Source organism: Bacillus sp. JZ109 (assembly GCF_053903135.1).
Window position 1 is genome coordinate 85,598 of record NZ_CP096388.1, and the last position, 21,135, is coordinate 106,732.

Below are 21,135 nucleotides of genomic sequence, written 5' to 3' on the forward strand. Positions count from 1 at the left end.
ATATTTCATGTATAATAAAACTGTATCAATCAATTTAGATTCAAGGTGTAATGCATCCTGTGACCATTGTTGTTTTTCTAGTTCACCAACTTCAACAACCAGGATGGAAAAAGAATACATAAGAGAGTTAGTAACTGAATTTGCAAAAAACAAAACCATTCAAGTGATTTCTTTTACAGGTGGGGAAGTTTTTTTAGATTATAAATTTTTAAAAGAACTAATGGAAATCATTAAACCATATGAAAAACAAATAACGTTGATCTCTAATGGATTTTGGGGTTTGAGCAAGAAAAAGGTCCAGGAGTACTTTCATGATATGAATTCTTTAAATGTGATAGCACTGACTATAAGTTATGATGAGTACCATGCTCCATTTGTCAAGTCTTCCAGTATTAAAAACATATTAGAACATAGCAGGAAATACCCTGATATCGATATTTCTCTTAATATGGCAGTTACCAAAGACAAAATGTCCAACCATATTTTAGAGGAATTGGGGGATTCAATCTTAGGTGTAAAGATAACAAAATTTCCAATGATATCAGTTGGCGCTGCTAAAACTAGAATTAAGCAAGAAAACATACATAAATTTTACAGTCTTGAAGATGAAGATTCCTTACATTGTCCCGGATATGACATTGTATATCATCATGATGGAGAAATTTACCCATGTTGTTCCCCTGCTATTTTTGAAACGAAAATAACCCTAAGGGAAGAATATAACCAAAGTTTCGAAAGAACCGTGGAAAAGTTAAATTCCAATTTGCTATTATTTATTCTTAGAAAAGAAGGATTCAAATGGTTTTTGAATATTTTAAAAGAGAATAACAAGATAGAGGAATTTGACATTCCTTATGAATTTTCCTCTATTTGTGGAGTTTGTGGTTCCTTATTCAACTCTGCAGAAAAAATAAACTACTTCTATCCTTATATGGAAAAATACTATAATGAAAATTTTAAAGTATGAAGATGAAAAATATGAAGTGCTTGTGCAAAACAACGTATTTATAAAAGACAAAAAAAGCGGAGAATACTATAAAAATAGTTTAAATTCTCTGTCAGATGAACAATTATTACGTTTTAAAATGTATAAAGAGAAAGTATCACCAAAGTTTTTTTATCTGTTCTTATCCTTTACGGCTCTCATGTTCATATTAAATTATATTCATTTAATAAAATTGCAAAATGGATTGTCCTCAGTATTTTACGGCTGGAAAATGTGGATAATTATAGTTATTTACTTTATAATGAATATAGTGCTTCATGAACTGGGACATATTTATTCCTTAAAATTTTTCGGGAAAAACTTTGATAAAGTGGGATTCAAACTGAATTTTTATGTATTTCCTGCTTTTTATGTCCAATTGAATGAAACCTATATGCTATCAAGAAATGAAAAGATAATCGTTCATTTATTTGGCTTGTTTATCAATTATTTTTTAATAAACACATTAGAATTAATAAATCAATTTACATTTTCCAGTGAAGCATTAACTATGGCATTTATGCTTTTCTCGTCTACTTTATTGTGGAACTTAATTCCAATACTGAATTCTGATGGTTACAAAATTCTTTTAGCTTTTCTGAGCTTAGATGAATATAGCCGTTTTAAGACAAATCATTGGTTAGTTCTTACGATTCAAATTATAGGGATTGGCCTTGCAGTGAATTCAGTTGTACATTGGATATTATATATTGTAAACTAGAGTAAAAGATCTCCAAATTAGCCATCTAAAAACATTTCTTGCGCTTCCAGATCGGAAACGAAAGAGGTACCTCAAAAGCTTAGACATTAGTAACAAATCACAAGGCAGAACATTTTATTATTATGCAAATATTTCCTAGGAGTATGTATATGAATATAGCGAATTACACTTTAAAAGTGAAAGGCAAAACGTTACTTCAGGACACCGACTTGCATTTTTCGAGCGGGAAAATTAATCACGTTGTCGGAAAAAATGGAGTCGGTAAATCACAGCTTGCTAAAGACTTTTTGTTGAATAATAGCAAAAGAATCGGCAGAGATATTCGTCAAAATGTTTCTTTAATATCCAGCTCTTCGAATATACCTAATGATGTTTCTAAGGACTTTTTATTACACTTTTTGAGTAAAAAATTTGATGCAGAAATGATAGATAAAATCGCACATTTACTTAATCTGGATAATATTGATGGAAAAGTTCTGATCAAAAATTTGAGTGATGGACAAAAGCAAAAATTAAAATTGCTCAGTTTCTTATTAGAGGATAAAAATATTATTGTTTTAGATGAAATAACGAATTCATTAGACAAAAAAACGGTTATAGAGATTCATGGCTTCTTAAACAAGTATATTCAGGAGAACCCCGAGAAGATTATCATCAACATTACACATGATTTGTCTGATTTAAAGGCGATAGAAGGGGATTATTATATATTTAATCACCAAGAAATTCAACAATATCATTCAGTGGATAAATTAATTGAAGTGTATATAAACGAGTAATAAAACAGTGGGGGCTTGAGATGAAATTAGAGTTTAAAAAGAGTATTAGCAATAAAGTTATCATTATTTTAGGAGCAATGTTTGTATTTTTATTTTTGCTGGGTTATTTTTTACTTGTTGGAATTGATAAAGTCAGCAATGTTACACCTGAAATGTTTTTCTTTAGCTCCTATACTGTTGCGACCCAGTTTGGTTTGATGTTATTTTCATTTGTTATAGCTTTCTTTATTAATAGAGAGTATTCAAACAAAAATATTCTCTTTTACAAGTTAATTGGAGAGAACATCTATACTTTCTTTTATAAAAAGATAGCTGTTTTATTTTTAGAATGTTTTGCATTTATAGCGCTAGGCCTGCTAATCATATCGTTGATGTACCATGATTTTTCGCATTTTGCATTATTACTTTTTTTATTTTCTGCAGTTATACTGCAGTATATTCTAATTATCGGAACTATAAGCATGTTATGTCCTAATATATTAATTAGTATAGGTGTCAGTATCGTTTATTGGATGACTTCTGTTATCTTAGTAGCTATAAGCAATAAAACGTTTGGTTTCATTGCTCCTTTTGAGGCAGGTAACACTATGTATCCCCGAATAGAAAGAGTGCTGCAATCTGATAACATGACACTTGGGAGTAATGATGTTTTATTTATTATTTTTTATTTAGTTTCAATTATTATCATAAATGCGATTATCCTTCGCTTTTCTAAAACTAGATGGATCAAAATGGGCATTTAATAAAGGAAGCTACTTCACAATGAAGTAGCTTTTTATGTGTACCTATATATCATTAACATCAAGATTAATGCATGTGACTGGCTGAGTTTGTTAAGGGAAGGATGTTTTTCTGTTTGCATCGCCCAAACTATTATTGTTTTTCTTTCACCATCTTTACAAAGAGGAAAAAGATAATGAATACGATAAAGTAGTTCATCGGATTCTTAACGATACTCATCTCTAGTGAAATCTGTAAGAGTATCCAGAGCGCAAAGATGGCTAGTATTGCAGGAATGATGATTTTGTACATGTCGACCACCTTCCATAGTGAAGCAGCCCTATAATAAAAAACTATTAGCCTGTACGACAAACTGCGACTGCTTATAATTATACGAAATCTTCGAGTAATCAAACGGCTGCCCATTCGTCAGGTGAAAAATACTTTCTATATACAGCTTCGGCAGTCCAGCCTCTAATCCCAAGTATTCCGCTTCCTCCTCATTAAGCTGGTCCACGTGCAGAAACAAATCAGAAAAACCAATCTTCAACCCCAGTCCTTCCCGGATGTAATGGAAGATGGAGTGGGAGACGATTTCGTTGTTTAAATACGTCACGATCAATTTGTTGTAATAGGATTCTTCGTAGCAAAGGGTCTGGCCATTGATGTAACGGACCCTTTTGACATAGTAGATGTCCTCGTCCATTCCGATGTTCAGGTTTTCCGCCGCTTCCGGAGTTGGCTTTCTCACGTCTAGTTCGATAACTTTTGAGGTGACGTTGAAATCCTCGAGGTCTTTTTTAAATCCTTGATTCGACAGAAGGCTGATATAGCCTTTTCGTTTATGTTTTCTGACGAAAATGCCGCTTCCTCTGACCTGAAAGATCGCGCCTTTTTGCTCTAATAGCTCGAGGGACTTTGTGATGGTGCTTTTGCTGACTTCAAACTGGGCCATGAGGGTTTCTAGGACTGGCAGTTTGTCTCCCTGCTGAAGCTGGTGTTCTTCTATATATGTTTCAATTTCCGCTGCGATTTGCTGGTATTTTAACATACGCATTCCTCATTTATTCGTTTAGTTCACTTGTCAAAATTATAGCATAAACCGCTTGCAATTATAGTAAGTGCGTAAATATTTTGTTTCGGCATTGATAAATTATACCGGTACAATTATAATGAAAGCGTAACCAAAACGAAGGGGTGGGTGAAAATGTCGGGGAAAGTGAGAGATTATACGAGACTAGCAAAAGACATTTTAGAGGCCGTAGGCGGGGGAGAGAATGTGATTGGGGCTTCTCGCTGCGCTACCAGACTTCGATTGGTGCTGAAGCGGTCTACCCCTAAAGCGAAGGATATCGTGAAATTGATGCCACCATCCCGGCGTCATTACGGTTGTCATGGTGGCGCCTACAAAGCTGCGTTCAGCGTCCGGCGTCGAATTGCTTGCGCACATCGGGCTGGATACGGTGACATTAGACGGCAGGCCTTTTTCCTTGAAGGTAAAAGAAGGCGAAGTGCTTGTTGAGTTTGATAAAGCTTTCATTGAAGAGATTGAGGAAAGTGCATTACATCAAAAAATATTTACAGTCGTAAGCTGAGGAGGAATTAAACATGGGAAACATGCCAAAGGATTTTTTATGGGGCGGTGCTTTAGCTGCCCACCAATTTGAAGGCGGATGGAATCAAGGCGGTAAAGGGCCGAGTGTCGTCGATGTGATGACAGCGGGTGCGCACGGCGTGCCGAGAAAAATCACGGATACGATTGAAGAAAACGAATTTTATCCAAACCATGAAGCCATTGATTTCTATCACAGATACAAGGAAGATATCGCTTTGTTTGCGGAAATGGGATTAAAATGTCTGCGGACGTCCATCGGCTGGAGCCGGATTTTTCCGAAAGGCGATGAGGCTGAACCGAACGAAGTGGGTTTGCAGTTTTATGATGATGTGTTTGATGAATTGCTGAAGCATGGGATCGAGCCGGTCATTACGCTGTCTCACTTTGAAATGCCGCTGCACCTGGCAAGAGAATATGGAGGCTTCAGAAACCGGAAAGTCGTGGACTTCTTCGTCAACTTTGCAGAGGCTTGCTTTACCCGTTACAAAGAGAAAGTGAAGTACTGGATGACATTTAACGAGATCAACAACCAAATGGATGTGAACAATCCGTTGTTCCTATGGACGAATTCAGGTGTTGTGGTTGGCGAAAACGAAAACGCCAAGGAAGTCATGTATCAAACGGCGCACCACGAATTAGTGGCGAGCGCATTAGCAGTGGCAAAAGGAAAAGACATCAATCCAGAGTTCCAGATCGGGGCCATGGTATCACACGTGCCGATTTATCCTTTCTCCTCCAATCCTAAAGATGTGATGCTGGCTGAAGAAGAAATGAGGCAGCGCTATTTCTTCCCTGATGTGCAGGTTCGCGGTTATTATCCAAGCTACGCGTTGAAGGAATTTGAACGCGAAGGCTACAACATCACATTCGAAGACGGCGATGATGAGATTTTAAGAAACGGAACCGTCGATTACTTAGGCTTCAGCTATTACATGTCAACAACTGTGAAAAGCGATGTGAAAAATGATAACACTGGCGATATTGTAAATGGCGGCTTGCCGAATGGTGTCGAAAATCCGTACATCACTTCGAGTGACTGGGGATGGGCGATTGATCCAACCGGGCTGAGATATACGTTAAATCGTTTTTATGACCGATACCAAATCCCGTTATTCATCGTTGAAAATGGCTTTGGCGCAGTGGATACGCTGGAGGAGGACGGCAAGGTTCATGATCCGGAACGCATTCAATATTTAAAATCGCATATTGAAGCATTGAAAAAAGCGGTCACGTACGATGGTGTTGATTTAATTGGCTACACGCCGTGGGGCATTATTGATATTGTCTCCTTCACAACTGGCGAAATGAAAAAACGCTACGGCATGATCTATGTTGATCGTGACAATGAAGGAAACGGATCCATGAAGCGGTATAAGAAAGATTCCTTTGAGTGGTACAAAAATGTCATTCAAACGAATGGCGAGGACCTATAAGAAGCTGGCCCGAATCGAGCACGTTTACCGGAGTGCCTGGTTCGGGTTTTTGGCATGATCCGATCCGATATCCAATAATGGGAATAGATTACTAGCTCTGATTGCTATGTTATGATTTCACCTGTAAGATCCTTTTTTGTATAATTTAATATTAGAATGGAAGAAAGGGAGAGAGTTTGTGAGTAAAAAGGGATGAAAGCGGGTGTCCGGCTGAAGTTTTAAGATCATGATAGAGTTCCCTAAGCAAATCTCCTGAAAAAAATTTGGCGAGGAAGGGGCAACATCACATTGAAAAACATTTTAATAAGAGCTGGCATATCACCATTTGATACATTTAATGCAGCTGAAATGATTGTTCGCAACTCCATTGGCGGCAACGTAGGAAACCTAGTATATGCCTACAGTGTGTTTCGCACGCTGATGACAGAAGGAACGACGATTACTCCTGATTATTATCGGATTAATCCAGCGGATGCTGAACAAATTAATAAAAATTATGATATGTATATTATTCCGCTGGCAGATGCATTCCGCGAGGATTTCGTGCCTTCTTTACGGAAATATACCCAATTAATTAAGAAACTAACCATTCCGGTTGTTGTGATTGGTGTTGGTTTGCGGGCTCCGTTTGAACCAAAATTAAATGAAGGTTTTCCTTTTGATGAGGATGTAAAAGCGTTTGTAAGTGCTGTGCTGGAGAGATCAAATATGATCGGTGTCCGCGGTGAAATTACAGGGAAATACCTTTCCAGATTAGGCTTCCGTGAAGGCATTGACCATACGGTGATTGGGTGTCCTTCTATGTATGCGTTTGGCAGAGAACTGAAGATAAGAGAAACTAATATCACAACAGAATCTATGGTGACGGTTAACTCATCAAGACTGTCTCCAAAGCATGTACTGGACTTCATTACGAGAAGCATGAAAGAGTTCCCGAATCATTACTTTATCCCGCAATGGCGAAAAGAAATGATTCTGACGTATGCGGGTGCGCCTGCGCTAGCGAAGCCTGCTGATAATTATCCGGTCAGCATGGAAGACCCGGCTTATCAGAATGATAGAGTCCGATTCTTTTTAAATGTGCCGACTTGGCTGGATTTCCTGAGAAAAGCCGATTTGAGCTTTGGCGCAAGGCTGCATGGAAATATCGCAGCGACGATTGCCGGTACACCGAGCCTGTTGCTTCCGAAAGATGCCAGAATGCGTGAATTAGCTGAGTACCATCAATTAACGCATGTCATGGCAAATGAGATAACCGATCAGACAAAACTGTCAGAATTAATTGAAACACTTGATTTTCATCAGCCTGAGAAACGGCAAGCGCAAAACTTTGACCATTTCATCAGCTTCTTGAATCAAAATGAATTAGACCATATTTATAAAGAGAAAGCGATTCCTGATACCGTTCCTTTTGACGAAAAACTATCTAACACGAAGCTTCTTCCGCCTGTGACTACAGTTAGCGGCTGCAGTTCCACAGAAACAGCGAAACGCTGGGAAGCGCTGATGGCATTAGAAAATGCCAAAAAGGAAAAAACCATTAAAGATCTGAAAAAAAAGGTCAAAAAGTATCAGGGCACGTTAAATAGAAAATCAGTGCGTATCGCTTTAAAAACAGCAAATATGCTGAGTGTGAAGTGACCATTCACTAACATTACAACTATATTACAGTTGTATAAAACTTGCAATATTTTTGGAATAAAAAAGAAAGCCGCAATGCTGCCAATCTGGCAATATTGCGGCTTTCTTATATTAGTTACGGATTAGGTAATCAAACGCGCCGAGAGCGGCAGTTGCACCTGATCCCATAGAAATAATAATTTGGTTGTACGCACTGTCTGTGCAGTCGCCGGCAGCAAATAAGCCTGGTACGCTTGTTGCGCCATGTTTGTCGACGATGATTTCGCCCATGCGGTTGCGTTCAACCGTTCCTTCTAACCATTCTGTGTTTGGCACGAGACCGATTTGGACGAATACACCTTGAAGTTCAACGTGTTTTTCTTCGCCTGTTTCGCGGTCTACATATGTGATGCCGTTAACGCTCTGATCACCTGTGATTTCTTTTGTTTGTGCGTTTTTCACGACAGTGACGTTAGGCAGGCTGTAGAGACGTTTTTGCAGGACTTCGTCTGCTTTCAGTTCCGGCGCGAATTCTAGCACAGTAACGTGATTCACAATACCTGCAAGATCAATCGCTGCTTCGATACCAGAGTTTCCGCCGCCGATTACCGCAACGTCTTTGCCTTCAAACAATGGACCATCACAGTGCGGGCAGTATGCGACACCTTTGTTTTTGAACTCTTGTTCACCAGGTACGTTGACATTGCGCCAGCGTGCACCTGTTGAAAGGATCACTGTTTTACTTTTCAGGACAGCGCCGTTTTCGAGTTCAAGTTCGAACAGATCTTTCTTCTCAAGGCGTTTCGCACGCTGAAGGTTCATGACATCAATATCATATTCCTTCACATGCTCTTCAAGACTTGCCGCTAGCTTCGGTCCTTCCGTCGCTTTGACGCTGATGAAGTTTTCGATGCTCATGGTGTCGAGCACCTGTCCGCCGAAGCGCTCAGCGACAACACCAGTGCGGATGCCTTTACGTGCAGTGTAAATCGCTGCACTTGCACCAGCAGGTCCGCCTCCGACAACAAGAACGTCAAACGGCTCTTTGTCAGCAAACTCAGATGCATCTGCGCCGCTGCCCATTTTCGCAAGGATTTCTTCAAGCGTCATACGGCCGCTTCCGAAGGATTCGCCATTCAGGTAAACGGTCGGCACTGCCATGATGTTTTTGCTTTCAACTTCTGCTTTGTATGCTGCACCGTCAATCATCGTGTGCGTAATGTTCGGGTTCAGCACGCTCATCATGTTTAAAGCTTGTACAACATCAGGACAGTTGTGGCATGTCAGGCTGATATAAGATTCGAAGTGGTATTCACCGCTGATCTTCTTCACCTGATCAATGACTTTTTGGTCCACCTTAGGCGGTCTGCCGCTCACTTGGAGCAACGCCAACACTAATGATGTGAATTCGTGGCCCAGAGGGATACCAGCGAAAGTTACGCCAGTGTCTTCTCCGACACGATTGACACTGAAGCTTGGCGTTCTGTTTAATTCAGCTTTTTCAACTGAAATTTTCGATGACATGGAAGCCAGCTCATCAACGAGAGCCAGCATGTCCTTTGAAATGTCATCTTCGCCTGCGCTAACTTTGAGAACAATGTCATTCTCAATTAGCTGCATATATTGATTTAATTGTGCTTTGATATTTGCATCAAGTACCAATTGAATGCACTCCTTAGATTTTACCTACTAGATCAAGGCTAGGTGTAAGAGTTTCGCCGCCTTCTTCCCATTTAGCCGGGCAAACTTCACCTGGGTTTTGACGAACGTATTGAGCTGCTTTTACTTTGTTTACAAGGTTGCTTGCGTCACGGCCGATACCGCCTGCATTGATTTCAACAGTTTGGATAACGCCGTCTGGATCGATGATGAATGTTCCGCGGTCAGCAAGGCCAGTTTCTTCGTCAAGAACATCGAAGTTGCGAGAGATCGTTTGAGATGGGTCACCGATCATTGCGTAAGTGATTTTGCTGATTTTTTCAGAGCTGTCATGCCAGCCTTTGTGTACGAAGTGAGTATCTGTAGAAACAGAGTATACTTCAACACCTAATTCTTTAAGAGCAGCATATTGTTCTTGAAGATCTTCAAGCTCAGTTGGGCATACGAAAGAGAAATCTGCTGGGTAGAAGCAGAATACGCTCCATTGGCCTTTCAAATCTTCGTTTGTTACATCGATGAATTCACCGTTTTTGAATGCTTTTGCTTCGAATGGAAGTACTTCTTTACCGATTAAAGACATAATGTATATTCCTCCTAAAAATGTATTAGAAAGCATATTCGCTTTCAATAATAATTCTAATTATATATGAATTATTAATTAATATATATTTTTTGTCAAGCCATAACCTACTTTTTTTCATCTTACTAAAGGTGTGACAGGTAGGATTTATGCATTTCTTTTATAACAAATGAGAGGCTGATTCTCAATTAGACAAGGTTTTCAGGGACTTTTGTAAATCAGAATGACAGGCCGTTTTGGCATTTGAACATTTTATGACACCATGGTCAAGGGCAAAGGACAATGGCCAAAAGCAGAATAGAACGGAACAGCAAGCTGCTGTCACATGATGATCTTGGGGATTGTTTCTAGCTATTATTGTATCACTGTTTATGATATTTAAAACATAACTTATGTCTTCTGTTGTTTGGGATAGAAGAAAAAAACACGGTTCAGTTGAAAACTGACCGTGTTTTTGATGACAGGTTATTCAGACCAATTCGTATGGAAGACGCCGTCCATATCAGTCCGTTCGTACGTATGAGCGCCAAAGTAATCGCGCTGCGCCTGCAAGAGGTTCGCATTGGAACGCCCTGTGCGGTAGCCGTCGTAATAAGAGAGCGCGGTAGTTAAGCATGGGAAGGAGATTCCAGTGCTGATTCCCTCGCAAACGACTTTTCGCAGGCCTGTTTGATAGGCATGGAGCTTATCTGTGAAATAAGGCGCGATCAGCAGGTTTGCCAGATTTGGCTGCTCACTGAATGCTTCGCTGATCACGTTAAGGAAATCAGCGCGGATGATGCAGCCGCCTCGGAAAATCAAGGCAATGTCTTTGAGCGGCAGATTCCAGCCGTAAAGCTCAGATGACATCTTATATTGGGCAAAGCCTTGTGCATAGGCGCATACTTTCCCCATGTAAAGAGCCTGTCTGACGTATTCAATCCAGGTGTCTTTATCCAAGTGTTTTTCTTCGGCTTCCGGGCCTGCTAATACGTCTTGAGCTGCCATCCGTTCTTCTTTTAAGGATGACAAGTAGCGGGCGAACAAGGACTCTGTGATGATCGTGGACGGGATACCGTTATCAATCGCCTGCATGCTCGTCCATTTCCCAGTGCCTTTTTGTCCGGTTTTATCAAGAATGACATCGATCAGAGGCTGCCCTGTTTTTTCGTCTTTTTTGCGTAAAATCTCAGCTGTAATCTCTATTAAATAGCTTTTAAGCTCACCTTGATTCCATGTTTCAAAAATAGATGCAATTTCATCGAGCGGCAGACGAAGCGTTTCTCTTAGAAACGTATACGCTTCTGCAATCAGCTGCATGTCGGCATATTCAATGCCGTTGTGCACCATTTTTGTAAAGTGCCCTGCCCCTTTTGGTCCGATATAGACACAGCAAGGGTCATCTCCGACTTGGGCTGCGATTTTTGTCAGGATAGGAGCGGCTTTCTCATAGACGTCGCGATCTCCGCCCGGCATGATGGAAGGCCCTGTTAATGCGCCGACTTCACCGCCGGAAATGCCGACTCCCAGGTAGCCGATCCCTTTTTCCTTCAGCTCGTCATATCTTCTTTCTGTGTCTTCATAGTGGGAGTTTCCTCCGTCCATGATGACGTCGCCTTCTTCAAGCAAAGGCTTTAATGATTGGATGACGGAATCTACGGGTTTTCCCGCTGTGACCATCAAAAAGATTTTTCTTGGTTTTTCTAACGATTGAACAAAGTCCTCAAGCTCGTAATACGGGCTGAGAGATTGTCCATCCAGCTTTTGGATAAGCTGGTCCGTTAAATCTCTGGTGTAATTATAGACAGCGACGTTTTCGCCTTTATTTGCCATGTTTAAGGCGATGTTGCTTCCCATTACGCCTAAGCCTATGACACCAATCGTATTGAACATGTGTTACAGCTCCTTCTTAATTTCATACAACTAAACTTAACAATAAAATGAATCCCAGTCCAGCAACGGAAATAATGGTTTCCAGCAATGTCCATGTGGCAAATGTTTCTTTCATGCTTAATCCGAAGTATTCCTTGAACATCCAGAAGCCGGCGTCATTGACGTGTGAAGCGATGACACTTCCAGCGCCTGTTGCGAGCACGACTAACGCCAGGTTAACATCAGAATGGCCCAATAACGGGATGACCAGACCTGTTGTGCTTAGTGCGGCAACAGTTGCTGATCCTAGAGAAATGCGCAGGATCGCCGCGATGAGCCATGCCAGAATGATTGGCGATAATGCCGTTTCTTTGAATAAGTCTGCTACGTAATCGCCGACACCGCCGTTGATCAGCACTTGTTTGAAGGCGCCGCCTCCTCCGATGATCAAAAGCATCATGCCGATTTGTGAAATGGCAGTTGAACAAGAATCCATCACGGTTTTGACTGGAATGTTGCGCTTGATGCCCATTGTATAGACTGCGACCAATAACGAAATAATCATAGCAGTCGATGCGTTTCCAATCAATCTGATAAAAGCTAAAACTCCGTTATCTGCAAACCCGATTGTTTCTTGAAGCAGGTCGATAATGGTCGCGACCGACATGATGATAATCGGGAGCATTGCAGTAAAGACACTGATTCCAAAGCCGGGTGTTTCTTCAAGGTTAAACGTTTTTTGTGTGCCGAGTGATGCAATATTGCCGTTTTTCGCAAATGATGCAGGAACGATTTTTTTCGCGAACTTTGTAAATAACGGCCCTGCGATGAGCACTGTCGGAACAGCAACGATAAAGCCGTACAGCAGCACTTCTCCAATGTTTGCGCCATACTCACCGGCGATCGCCGTAGGTCCCGGGTGCGGCGGCAGGAAACCGTGTGTGACGGATAGTGCCGCGACCATCGGGATTCCGAGAAATAAAATAGAAATCTTCAATTCTCTTGAAATCGCAAAGACAATCGGAATTAATAGAACCAGTCCTACTTCAAAAAATAACGCAATCCCAATAATGAATGAGGCAATGACAACGGCCCATTGAATATTTTTCTCACCGAATTTGTTGACGAGCGTCATCGCAATGCGCTGTGCGCCTCCTGAATCCGCGATCAGCTTGCCCAGCATCGCACCGAGTCCAAAGATGAGAGCGATGTGGCCAAGAGTCCCCCCTATTCCTGCTTCGATGGAGCTGACAACTTTATCGAACGGCATCCCGAGTGCCAGTGCCACGCCGAACGATACGACCAGCAGGGAAATAAATGTGTTTAATTTTAAGCCCATAATCAGAAATAGTAATGCTAAGATCCCAAGTGCAACGATGATTAACGGCATGGTAATGCCCTCCCCTTCATGTCATGTACTATTTGTGTGTGATTAAGCCCCTCTGATAATCTGCAATTTGTGTATATTGATTTTCTAATAATCTTGATAGATTGATGAAAATCGGCATTAATGTTCTGTATTCCTTGGCTGAGTCTTCGATCGGCGTATGTCTGTATGTGCTGCCGATCATGTCGGACACGGCGTCGAATGAGTCAATTTTTCCTGTTGCATACAGGCCTAAAATGCAGGCGCCGAGACATGAGCTTTCGTAGCTTTCCGGAACGACAACCTCTGATTCGAAGATATCCGACATCATTTGGCGCCAAACCTCCGACCTTGCAAATCCCCCTGTCGCTTGGATGCGGGTTACCGGGCCATCCATGCATTCAGTTAACGCCAAGAACACCGTGTACAGGTTGTAAATGACGCCTTCCAATGCCGCGCGTATCATATGCTCTTTCTTATGCGACATGGTCAGGCCGAAAAATGAGCCGCGTACATCCGGATTCCACAACGGAGCGCGTTCTCCGGCGAGATATGGGTGGAACAGCAGACCGTCAGAACCGGGTCTGACGCGTTGGGCAATTTTCGTCAGCACGTCATATGGATCAATGCCCAGCCGTGTCGCTGTTTCGATTTCGGAGGAGGCAAACTCGTCTCTGATCCAGCGAAGGACGATGCCCCCATTGTTCACAGGTCCTCCAATAACCCAATGCTTGTCCGTCAAGGCATAGCAAAAAATTCTCCCTTTTTCATCGGTTTGCGGCTTGTCAATAATCGTCCGGATGGCACCGCTTGTTCCGATGGTGACGGCGATTTCGCCCTTTTTAATGGCGTTGACGCCGAGGTTGGACAGCACGCCGTCGCTGGCCCCGATGACAAAAGGCGTTTCCGGATCGATTCCCATCTGGATCGCTATTTCCGGGCTGCAGTGCTGAAAGATCTGGGTTGTCGGCACGAGTTTGGATAAGTGATCCGGCGTGATGCCTGCGATGCGCAGTGCCTCTTCGTCCCAATCCAAGCCTTTCAGGTTCATCATGCCTGTCGCTGATGCCAAGGAGTAATCGATGACATACTCATTGAACAGCTGTTTAAAAATGTATTCCTTGATGCCGATATATTTTTTTGCCTTGGAAGCGATTTCTTTTCTTTCATTCGTGATCCAGGCAATTTTACTTAACGGTGCCATCGGATGAATCGGTGTTCCCGTCCGTTTGTACACCTCATGTCCGTTCAATTCCTCTTTGATCCTATGCGCCCAGCCTTCACTTCGGTTGTCGGCCCATGTGATGCATGGCGTCAGCGGCTTGTCATTTTCGTCGATTGCAATGACGCTGTGCATGGCGCTGCTGAATGAAATGAAAGAGATCTGTTTTTCGGGATGCTGTTTTGTAATTCTCGCTGTTGTATGGATGACTGCCTGAAAAATCTCTTCCGGATTTTGTTCAGCTGTTGAGATGTCCGGTGTATAGAGCGGGTAGCCGATGCTTTCTTTCTGTACCACATCTCCGTTTTCACTGAACAGCACAGCTTTTGTGCTTGTCGTGCCGATATCGATTCCTAACATATAACTAGTCATTGCTGTATTCAGCTCCTTTTGCCAGCATTTGTTGTGAGAGCCATAGGTCTTCTACCTTATCCTGCACATCATCAAAGTTTTGGTGAAGAGACTGAATCATCAGCGCCCTATCCTTTGTTTTGATGGCTTGAATATAAAGCTCGTGGTTATCTAAAATCCTTGTGAAGTCTTCATACTTTTCCTTTAACCGTACCCGCATCGATAAAAGAATAAAGCTTTCCATGACGGGTTTTAGATTGTTCCAGATCATCTGAATGTATGAATGATCAATCGCTCGGATAATGGTTTCATGGAACAGCACATCTTGAAATGAAAATTCGTCAGCGTCCTCATATTTGATTGAGACTTTCATCATTTCAAGAATTTTGCTGAGATCCTTAACTAAAGGCTCAATGTCTATTTTGACAAGCCGTTCAAAGACAAATGTTTCTAATAGTAACCGCACATCATAAATTTCCGCGATTTTCTTCTCAGTTAAACCAATTACGACCGCTCCCATTCGTTCTAAGCGGATGATTTTTTCGGATGCGAGTATTTTTAGCGCTTCGCGAACCGGCGAACGGCTTACTGAAAACTCGGCGGCGATTGTATTTTCTGATAAAATGGTACCGCTTTCAATCAGGCCTGAAACGATCCGCATTCTCAGCTCGTATGCGACACGAACCCCGGTTGACGCTTTTGAGAGCCATTTTGTGGGATACAACAGGTCTTTGGAGTCTAGCATACACTCACCTTCCTCACTCAAGGAGTATACTTGTATACAAGTATGATAACGTGAATATTTCTTTTATGCAAACACTTTCATTTCTAATTTTTAATAAAATTTTTCCCATATTGCATGGTATGTATTTCCAGATCAAGTATGGTACATTGGAGATCAATAGGTTAAGTGAATCATGTTTTGAAAGAGGCGATTTGGATGAAAATCATCATTGCACCTGATTCTTTTAAGGAAAGCTTATCAGCTCTGGAGGCAGCCGAAGCGATAGAAAGAGGTTTCAAATCGGTCTTTCCGGGTGCTGATTACAGAAAATTGCCGGTGGCGGATGGCGGCGAGGGAACCGTTCAATCTCTGGTCGATGCGACCAATGGAAGGATCATAGAGCAAGTTGTCACAGGGCCGCTGGGGGAACCGGTTAGAGCTTTCTTTGGCATGATGGGAGATGGGAGAACAGCTGTGATTGAAATGGCTGCTGCTTCAGGGCTGCATCTGGTGCCTGTAGATAAGCGAAATCCGCTCATCACTACAACAAGGGGAACGGGAGAATTAATCGGGGCAGCTCTTGATGCAGGAGCGGAGCGTTTGATCATCGGAATCGGTGGAAGCGCCACGAACGACGGGGGAGCCGGGATGATTCAGGCATTGGGCGTAAGGCTTCTTGATAACTCAGGCCGCGAGATTGGCCCAGGGGGCGGCGCGTTATCTCAGCTTGCATCAATAGATGTTAGCGGGCTTGATTCCAGATTGCGGAATGTCAAACTGGAAGTTGCCTGTGACGTGGACAATCCGTTAACAGGACCAAAGGGTGCTACGGCTGTTTTCGGGCCGCAAAAAGGCGCGACGGCCGACATGCTGGATGTACTAGACCAGAACGTAAGCCATTTCGCTGATATGGCAGAAAAAGAGCTCGGATCAACCTTCCGAGATACAGAGGGCGCCGGTGCAGCGGGCGGTCTTGGATGGAGCCTGCTGACTTATCTTCAGGCTGACCTGAAAAGAGGCATTGATATTGTCCTTAATGCGATTGATTTTGAAAGTATCGTTCAGGATGCAGATCTTGTGATTACCGGCGAGGGACGGATCGACAGCCAAACGGTTCATGGAAAAACGCCGATCGGCGTAGCCAAGGCGGCTAAATCATACGATGTGCCTGTCATCGGTATTGCGGGATCAGTATCACGAGACAGTGATGCCGTCTATCAACACGGGATCGATGCGCTTTTCAGCATCGTCCCCGGAGCCGTGCCGCTAGAAGATGCGTTTGAACATGCCGCGGAATATATGGAAAGAACGGCGCGGGACATTGCAGCGTCTATCAAATTGGCGAAAACGATGTTTCTGATATAGCCGATGCACATGCCAATGCATAGCCATCCTTCTTTTTGGGTAGAGACAGTTAACACACAATGAGGAATTCATCCCAGAAGGAGGACGCAGATATGACTGTACAAGAAATCAAAGGCAAAAAACTAGTAAAAGGCATTGCGCCAAATGTGGAGCCGGAAGCTCTGTTAAATGATAAACGAAAAGTATTTTTGTTTGGTTCCCCTAGTTACACAAACATTGGCGACCAAGCGATTGCGTATGCGGAAGAGAAATTTGTCAAAAATCATTTTCCGTATTATGAATACATTGAGATTATGGATTATGCGACGGATGAGGGCATTGAACTGGTGAAGGAGATCATTCGTGAAGACGATATTGTCTGCTTTACAGGCGGAGGGAATTTAGGAAACCTTTATCTTGATATTGAGGAAGACAGAAGAAAGGTCTTTTCGGCGTTTAAAGACTACAAATCAATTTCTCTGCCACAATCCGTTTATTTTGAGGATACAGAGGAAGGACAGAAGGAAAAGAAAAAAACACAGGATGCGTACCATCAAAATACAAACTTAACGATTGCTGCGCGTGAGACGCAAACACTGGATGTTGTGAAAGAGACCTTCAACTCCAATGTGATCTTTACACCGGACATGGTGCTTTCCTTGGATATTGTGCCGCGAGAGCTCGAGCGGGACGGCGTTCTCTTTATTTTAAGAGCGGATAAGGAGAAAGTGACTGACGAAGATTTTATTTCACAGATGAAGCAATGGGCAGAAAAAACAACTTACACAGAGCGTACCGATACGGTGCTGGATACGGTAGACACCATCGATTACGCTGATCGTGAAAAGCATTTTATGGAGATGCTGGACCGCATCGGCTCCAGTAAATTGGTGATTACCGACCGCCTTCACGCGATGATTTTCTCGATTATCACCAAAACACCTTGCCTTGTCTTTGGAAACAGCTATGGCAAAGCCAAACATTCATATCGGGATTGGCTTGAAAGCTTAAACTTCATTGAATATACGGATAAGAATGATGTTGAGGAGCTGGAGCGCATGATTGACCGCCTGCTTCAAGCAGAACCGAATGACGTTGATTTATCTAAGGACTTTCAGCCGCTGATTGATTTTTTTGCTTCTTAAACGAAAAAGACTGCCCTCCCCCGGGGCAGTCTTTCTATGTTAAATATGAAACAGCCAGACGACGAGCGGGCCGAAGAATGAGCCGAGCACCGCACAAAGCGTCATGGAGACGGAACTCATGGATACGGCCAATTCCCCATATTCCAACGCTTTGGAGGTACCCAGTGCATGGGAGGCGCTTCCTAATGCAATGCCTTGTCCAAGGGAACTGCGTATGCGAAGCCATTTTAGGAAAAGAGGCCCGAGGATGACGCCTGAAAAGCCCGCAATCATGACAAATACGACTGTCATGGAAGGGACGCCGCCAAGACCGGCGGCGATCTGAATAGCGACAGGGGTTGTGATCGACTTTGGCAGAATGGATAATAAGAGATCATGATCAATCCCGAATGCTTCTGCGAAGATCAGCCCGCTGATCATTCCCATGCATAATCCGACCAGGACGCCGCCTAAAATGGGAACACAATGTTTGACAATGATATGCCATTGTTTATATAGCGGATAGGCCAGTGCCACAACAGCCGGCCCAAGCAAAGAATTGATCCATTTCCCCCCGATCATATAGCCTTCATAGGAAACATGGAACATCGTCAAAACCGCTACAATCAAAATGGTCGTTGTGAGAACGGGGATAAGAAATGGAAGCGGGAATCGCTTATAGAGTTTGACCATCGCTAAATAAGCGGCAACTGTTAAAAGAATTATAATGATCGCTATACATGCTTGCTGCATTTCTCTTTCTCCTCCCGTTTTTTTGCTTTTTTCTCTAATAGCTGGCTGGCGAATCCAGCCGCAATGATCGTGACGATGGTGCTCAGAACGACTGTAATCAGCAGCATCAGACCATTGAATGAAATGAGAGACGGATAGTTTATCACTCCTGTCATTGCCGGGATGAACAACAATGGAAGGAAGGATAATAAAAACCCTGCTCCGTCTTCAATGATGGAGACGGGAACAATACGGAGGCCCAAGCAGATCAGAAGCAATACCAATCCAACGATGCTTCCTGATACAGGTAAATGAAACAGATGCTGAATGGCTTCCCCGATCATAAAAAATACATATAATATCAACACTTGCAAGATAATTCGTATGACTTTCACATCAAGTGCTGCTCTCCAATCAGAACAGCTTCCTCCTTTCTGGTGCTTGCTTCTAGGATGGTTCTGAGGAATCGCTTTACTTTCTTTTTATATGATTGTACTATACAAGTATAATGATTGATTTATTCATATAACGACTTGTATTTATTCAGTTAATGTACATTTGTATTATACAAGTATATATGATGTTGTCAATGCCGGAGATTGGAATAGGGAGCGAGAGCGATTGCAAAATCAAAATCCAGTTGAATTAATTGAATATGAGCTGACGACTTTTATCAGGAGAGCTGTTTATCTGGATCAATCAGAGAAAAGAACAGGGAATTTGGAGAGATCTTCGTACTTATTACTGAGACAATTGGATGAGTTTGGGCCTGCTCGTGTTAAGGAATTGGCTGAATCGTTTAAGCTTGATATTTCTACTCTTTCAAGACAAGCAGCTGCATTAGAGGCAAAGGAGCTCATCTATCGTTTCTCAGACCCGTCTGATGGGAGAGTCAGCCTGTTTACCATTACAAAACTCGGCAAACAACTATTAAAAGCCGATCAGCAAAAGCGCCTTGAACGTTATGAACAGATGCTGAAAGAATGGTCAACACAGGAAAAAGAGATGTTTGGCGAGCTGCTGCAGCGTATGAACAAGGCTTTTATCGATTAACTGCTGAAAAACCCATGGTTCGCTGGAACAGCATGGGTTTTTCTTATGGTCAGAGATTATCTGCATCGTTTGGCGGCAGCCCAAGCCACTAGTCCGGCAACAACAGCCGCCGATACAATGGGGCGCTTCGTCGCTTTTGTGTAGTAGCTTCTTGACCTCATCCATCCTTTATTTGTGCCTCTGTCATGCATACCGCAGCCCGCATCATAAAGAGCGCTTTCTTCTCGCGGTTTGGACGGTCTTTCGGCATGCTGGCTGTGATACATGATTTTTTCCATCAGTCTGTCGGTCAGACGAGGGAAAAGCGCGCCCAGCATGGCGATGGCTTTGGCCTGTGAGCCGATGTACATGTCGCGCTTAGGGTGTTCGGCGGCAAACAGGATCGCTTCGGCGACTGCTTCCGGTGGATAGATCATGGAGCGGTAATGAGCCGGCTGTTTGTCGAGGTAGCTGTGCGCATGCTCGTTATAAGGTGTGTCAATTCTGCCCGGGTGGATGAGCGTTACCGAGACGGGCGCCTGTTCCTTTTCGAGCTCCATTCGGATGCTTTCCGTCCAGCCGTGAAGCGCAAATTTGGCAGACGCATATGTGGATTGAATGACCGTTCCCCTGTCTCCGAACAGGCTTCCTACATTAATGAGTGCGCCCGGCACACCTCTGCCGGTGTAGTGTTTGACAGCCGCTCTTGTTCCGTAAACAGGTCCCCAGAAATTTGTGTCGAACATGCGCTTCATGTCTTCGACGGTGACGTCCATGGCATGTCCGAAAGTCGAGACGGCCGCATTGTTGACCCATGTGTCAAAGTGGCCGAATGTGCTGATCGCGGTTTCTGCGATGCGGTTGACGTCCTCTTCTTTTCCGACATCCGCCTTTACCCATATGGCGTCGTGCCCTTTTTCCTTTAGTTCATCAGTGAGCTCCTTCAGCGCCTCTTCATTTCGCGCTGCTGCCACGACCTTTGCGCCTTTTTCAGCTGCCATTCTCGCCGTGACAAGTCCGATACCGCTTGAAGCGCCGGTAATGACGATCACCTGATCCTTAAGCTTTTTCAGTTTGAGCTTTGTTTTTATGGCGGGGTTTTGTCGTTCAAGCTGTTCTGTATTCGTGACTGAATGATCGATTGTCATTGAGAGATCCCTCCTAGACGCTGTTTTTGTACATTACCCCATCCGGAAGGGTCTTACCCCTTTTGACAATCACAGGGTTCTTTTTTATATTATATAAGTCGCTCTACCATACCTAGGAGGGAATGTTTT

21 protein-coding genes and 1 pseudogene are annotated in these 21,135 nt (G+C 43.0%); 11 read left to right on the top strand and 11 right to left on the bottom strand.

Going from position 1 to position 21,135, the window contains the following annotated elements:
- Nucleotides 1–7: 7 nt before the first annotated feature.
- The 4 genes from M1D94_RS00505 (at nucleotide 8) to M1D94_RS00520 (ending at nucleotide 3,228) form a co-directional block, all read left to right on the top strand.
- Nucleotides 8–967, top strand: coding sequence for a YydG family radical SAM peptide epimerase (locus M1D94_RS00505; RefSeq protein ID WP_003242609.1), 960 nt, complete (start codon nucleotides 8–10; stop codon nucleotides 965–967).
- Complete coding sequence (liaK, locus tag M1D94_RS00510; RefSeq protein ID WP_017697257.1) at nucleotides 948–1,706, top strand: zinc metalloprotease LiaK; 759 nt, start codon at nucleotides 948–950, stop codon at nucleotides 1,704–1,706. Before M1D94_RS00505 ends, liaK begins: the two co-directional genes overlap by 20 nt.
- A 149-nt stretch (nucleotides 1,707–1,855) precedes the next feature.
- Nucleotides 1,856–2,485, top strand: coding sequence for an ATP-binding cassette domain-containing protein (locus M1D94_RS00515; RefSeq protein WP_014481448.1), 630 nt, complete (start codon nucleotides 1,856–1,858; stop codon nucleotides 2,483–2,485).
- A 20-nt stretch (nucleotides 2,486–2,505) separates the two neighbouring features.
- Entirely contained in the window at nucleotides 2,506–3,228 is a 723-nt protein-coding gene (locus M1D94_RS00520; protein ID WP_021481060.1) for a peptide ABC transporter permease, read from the top strand.
- 130 nt (nucleotides 3,229–3,358) lie between these two features.
- Here M1D94_RS00520 and M1D94_RS00525 read toward each other — a convergent pair whose 3' ends face one another.
- Together M1D94_RS00525 and M1D94_RS00530 are read right to left on the bottom strand one after the other, a co-directional pair.
- Nucleotides 3,359–3,517 (bottom strand): hypothetical protein, encoded by a 159-nt coding sequence (locus tag M1D94_RS00525; protein WP_009968424.1) that lies wholly within the window; start codon nucleotides 3,515–3,517, stop codon nucleotides 3,359–3,361.
- A gap of 28 nt (nucleotides 3,518–3,545) precedes the next feature.
- Entirely contained in the window at nucleotides 3,546–4,256 is a 711-nt protein-coding gene (locus M1D94_RS00530; RefSeq protein ID WP_021481059.1) for a GntR family transcriptional regulator, read from the bottom strand.
- Between the two features lie 156 nt (nucleotides 4,257–4,412).
- Here M1D94_RS00530 and M1D94_RS00535 point away from each other — a divergent pair.
- From M1D94_RS00535 to M1D94_RS00550, 4 genes and pseudogenes are all read left to right on the top strand, one after another.
- Nucleotides 4,413–4,574: pseudogene (locus M1D94_RS00535) on the top strand (PTS transporter subunit EIIB); the annotation flags it as partial.
- A 25-nt stretch (nucleotides 4,575–4,599) separates the two neighbouring features.
- Nucleotides 4,600–4,800 carry a PTS glucose transporter subunit IIA gene (locus M1D94_RS00540; RefSeq protein ID WP_120028572.1) on the top strand — a complete coding sequence of 67 codons (201 nt, stop codon included), beginning with the start codon at nucleotides 4,600–4,602 and terminating at the stop codon, nucleotides 4,798–4,800.
- 13 nt (nucleotides 4,801–4,813) lie between these two features.
- Complete coding sequence (gene bglA / locus M1D94_RS00545) at nucleotides 4,814–6,253, top strand: 6-phospho-beta-glucosidase BglA (RefSeq protein ID WP_456270380.1); 1,440 nt, start codon at nucleotides 4,814–4,816, stop codon at nucleotides 6,251–6,253.
- A 288-nt stretch (nucleotides 6,254–6,541) separates the two neighbouring features.
- Complete coding sequence (locus M1D94_RS00550) at nucleotides 6,542–7,894, top strand: polysaccharide pyruvyl transferase family protein (protein ID WP_021481055.1); 1,353 nt, start codon at nucleotides 6,542–6,544, stop codon at nucleotides 7,892–7,894.
- Between the two features lie 111 nt (nucleotides 7,895–8,005).
- On the opposite strand, the gene ahpF is transcribed toward M1D94_RS00550, so the two are convergent.
- The 6 genes from ahpF to gntR all read right to left on the bottom strand — a co-directional run bounded on the left by ahpF (nucleotide 8,006) and on the right by gntR (nucleotide 15,647).
- Nucleotides 8,006–9,535 carry an alkyl hydroperoxide reductase subunit F gene (gene ahpF / locus M1D94_RS00555; protein ID WP_017697262.1) on the bottom strand — a complete coding sequence of 510 codons (1,530 nt, stop codon included), beginning with the start codon at nucleotides 9,533–9,535 and terminating at the stop codon, nucleotides 8,006–8,008.
- Between the two features lie 13 nt (nucleotides 9,536–9,548).
- Nucleotides 9,549–10,112 carry an alkyl hydroperoxide reductase subunit C gene (ahpC, locus tag M1D94_RS00560; protein WP_003243686.1) on the bottom strand — a complete coding sequence of 188 codons (564 nt, stop codon included), beginning with the start codon at nucleotides 10,110–10,112 and terminating at the stop codon, nucleotides 9,549–9,551.
- A 465-nt stretch (nucleotides 10,113–10,577) separates the two neighbouring features.
- Nucleotides 10,578–11,984 (bottom strand): decarboxylating NADP(+)-dependent phosphogluconate dehydrogenase, encoded by a 1,407-nt coding sequence (gene gnd / locus M1D94_RS00565; RefSeq protein ID WP_029318564.1) that lies wholly within the window; start codon nucleotides 11,982–11,984, stop codon nucleotides 10,578–10,580.
- A 22-nt stretch (nucleotides 11,985–12,006) separates the two neighbouring features.
- Nucleotides 12,007–13,353 (bottom strand): gluconate permease GntP, encoded by a 1,347-nt coding sequence (gene gntP, locus M1D94_RS00570; protein ID WP_024571486.1) that lies wholly within the window; start codon nucleotides 13,351–13,353, stop codon nucleotides 12,007–12,009.
- A 28-nt stretch (nucleotides 13,354–13,381) separates the two neighbouring features.
- Entirely contained in the window at nucleotides 13,382–14,923 is a 1,542-nt protein-coding gene (gene gntK, locus M1D94_RS00575; RefSeq protein WP_087961420.1) for a gluconokinase, read from the bottom strand.
- Entirely contained in the window at nucleotides 14,916–15,647 is a 732-nt protein-coding gene (gntR, locus tag M1D94_RS00580) for a gluconate operon transcriptional repressor GntR (protein WP_456270381.1), read from the bottom strand. The genes gntK and gntR overlap by 8 nt, the downstream gene beginning before the upstream one ends.
- Nucleotides 15,648–15,842: 195 nt before the next feature.
- On the opposite strand from gntR, the gene M1D94_RS00585 reads away from it, so the two are divergent.
- Together M1D94_RS00585 and M1D94_RS00590 are read left to right on the top strand one after the other, a co-directional pair.
- On the top strand, nucleotides 15,843–16,991 hold the full coding sequence (locus M1D94_RS00585) for a glycerate kinase (protein WP_411262877.1): 1,149 nt from the start codon (nucleotides 15,843–15,845) through the stop codon (nucleotides 16,989–16,991).
- Nucleotides 16,992–17,083: 92 nt separating this feature from the next.
- Entirely contained in the window at nucleotides 17,084–18,115 is a 1,032-nt protein-coding gene (locus M1D94_RS00590) for a polysaccharide pyruvyl transferase family protein (RefSeq protein WP_021481049.1), read from the top strand.
- Nucleotides 18,116–18,154: 39 nt separating this feature from the next.
- Here the strand turns inward: M1D94_RS00590 and M1D94_RS00595 are convergent, their stop codons facing one another.
- On the bottom strand, nucleotides 18,155–18,847 hold the full coding sequence (locus tag M1D94_RS00595; RefSeq protein ID WP_077670850.1) for an LrgB family protein: 693 nt from the start codon (nucleotides 18,845–18,847) through the stop codon (nucleotides 18,155–18,157).
- Complete coding sequence (locus tag M1D94_RS00600) at nucleotides 18,829–19,221, bottom strand: CidA/LrgA family holin-like protein (RefSeq protein ID WP_077670851.1); 393 nt, start codon at nucleotides 19,219–19,221, stop codon at nucleotides 18,829–18,831. The genes M1D94_RS00595 and M1D94_RS00600 overlap by 19 nt, the downstream gene beginning before the upstream one ends.
- 226 nt (nucleotides 19,222–19,447) lie before the next feature.
- On the opposite strand from M1D94_RS00600, the gene M1D94_RS00605 reads away from it, so the two are divergent.
- Entirely contained in the window at nucleotides 19,448–19,879 is a 432-nt protein-coding gene (locus tag M1D94_RS00605) for a MarR family winged helix-turn-helix transcriptional regulator (RefSeq protein ID WP_003243994.1), read from the top strand.
- Between the two features lie 56 nt (nucleotides 19,880–19,935).
- On the opposite strand, the gene M1D94_RS00610 is transcribed toward M1D94_RS00605, so the two are convergent.
- A complete protein-coding gene (locus M1D94_RS00610) occupies nucleotides 19,936–21,006 on the bottom strand; it encodes an SDR family oxidoreductase (protein ID WP_049140847.1) in 1,071 nt (356 codons plus the stop codon).
- Nucleotides 21,007–21,135 lie beyond the last annotated feature (129 nt).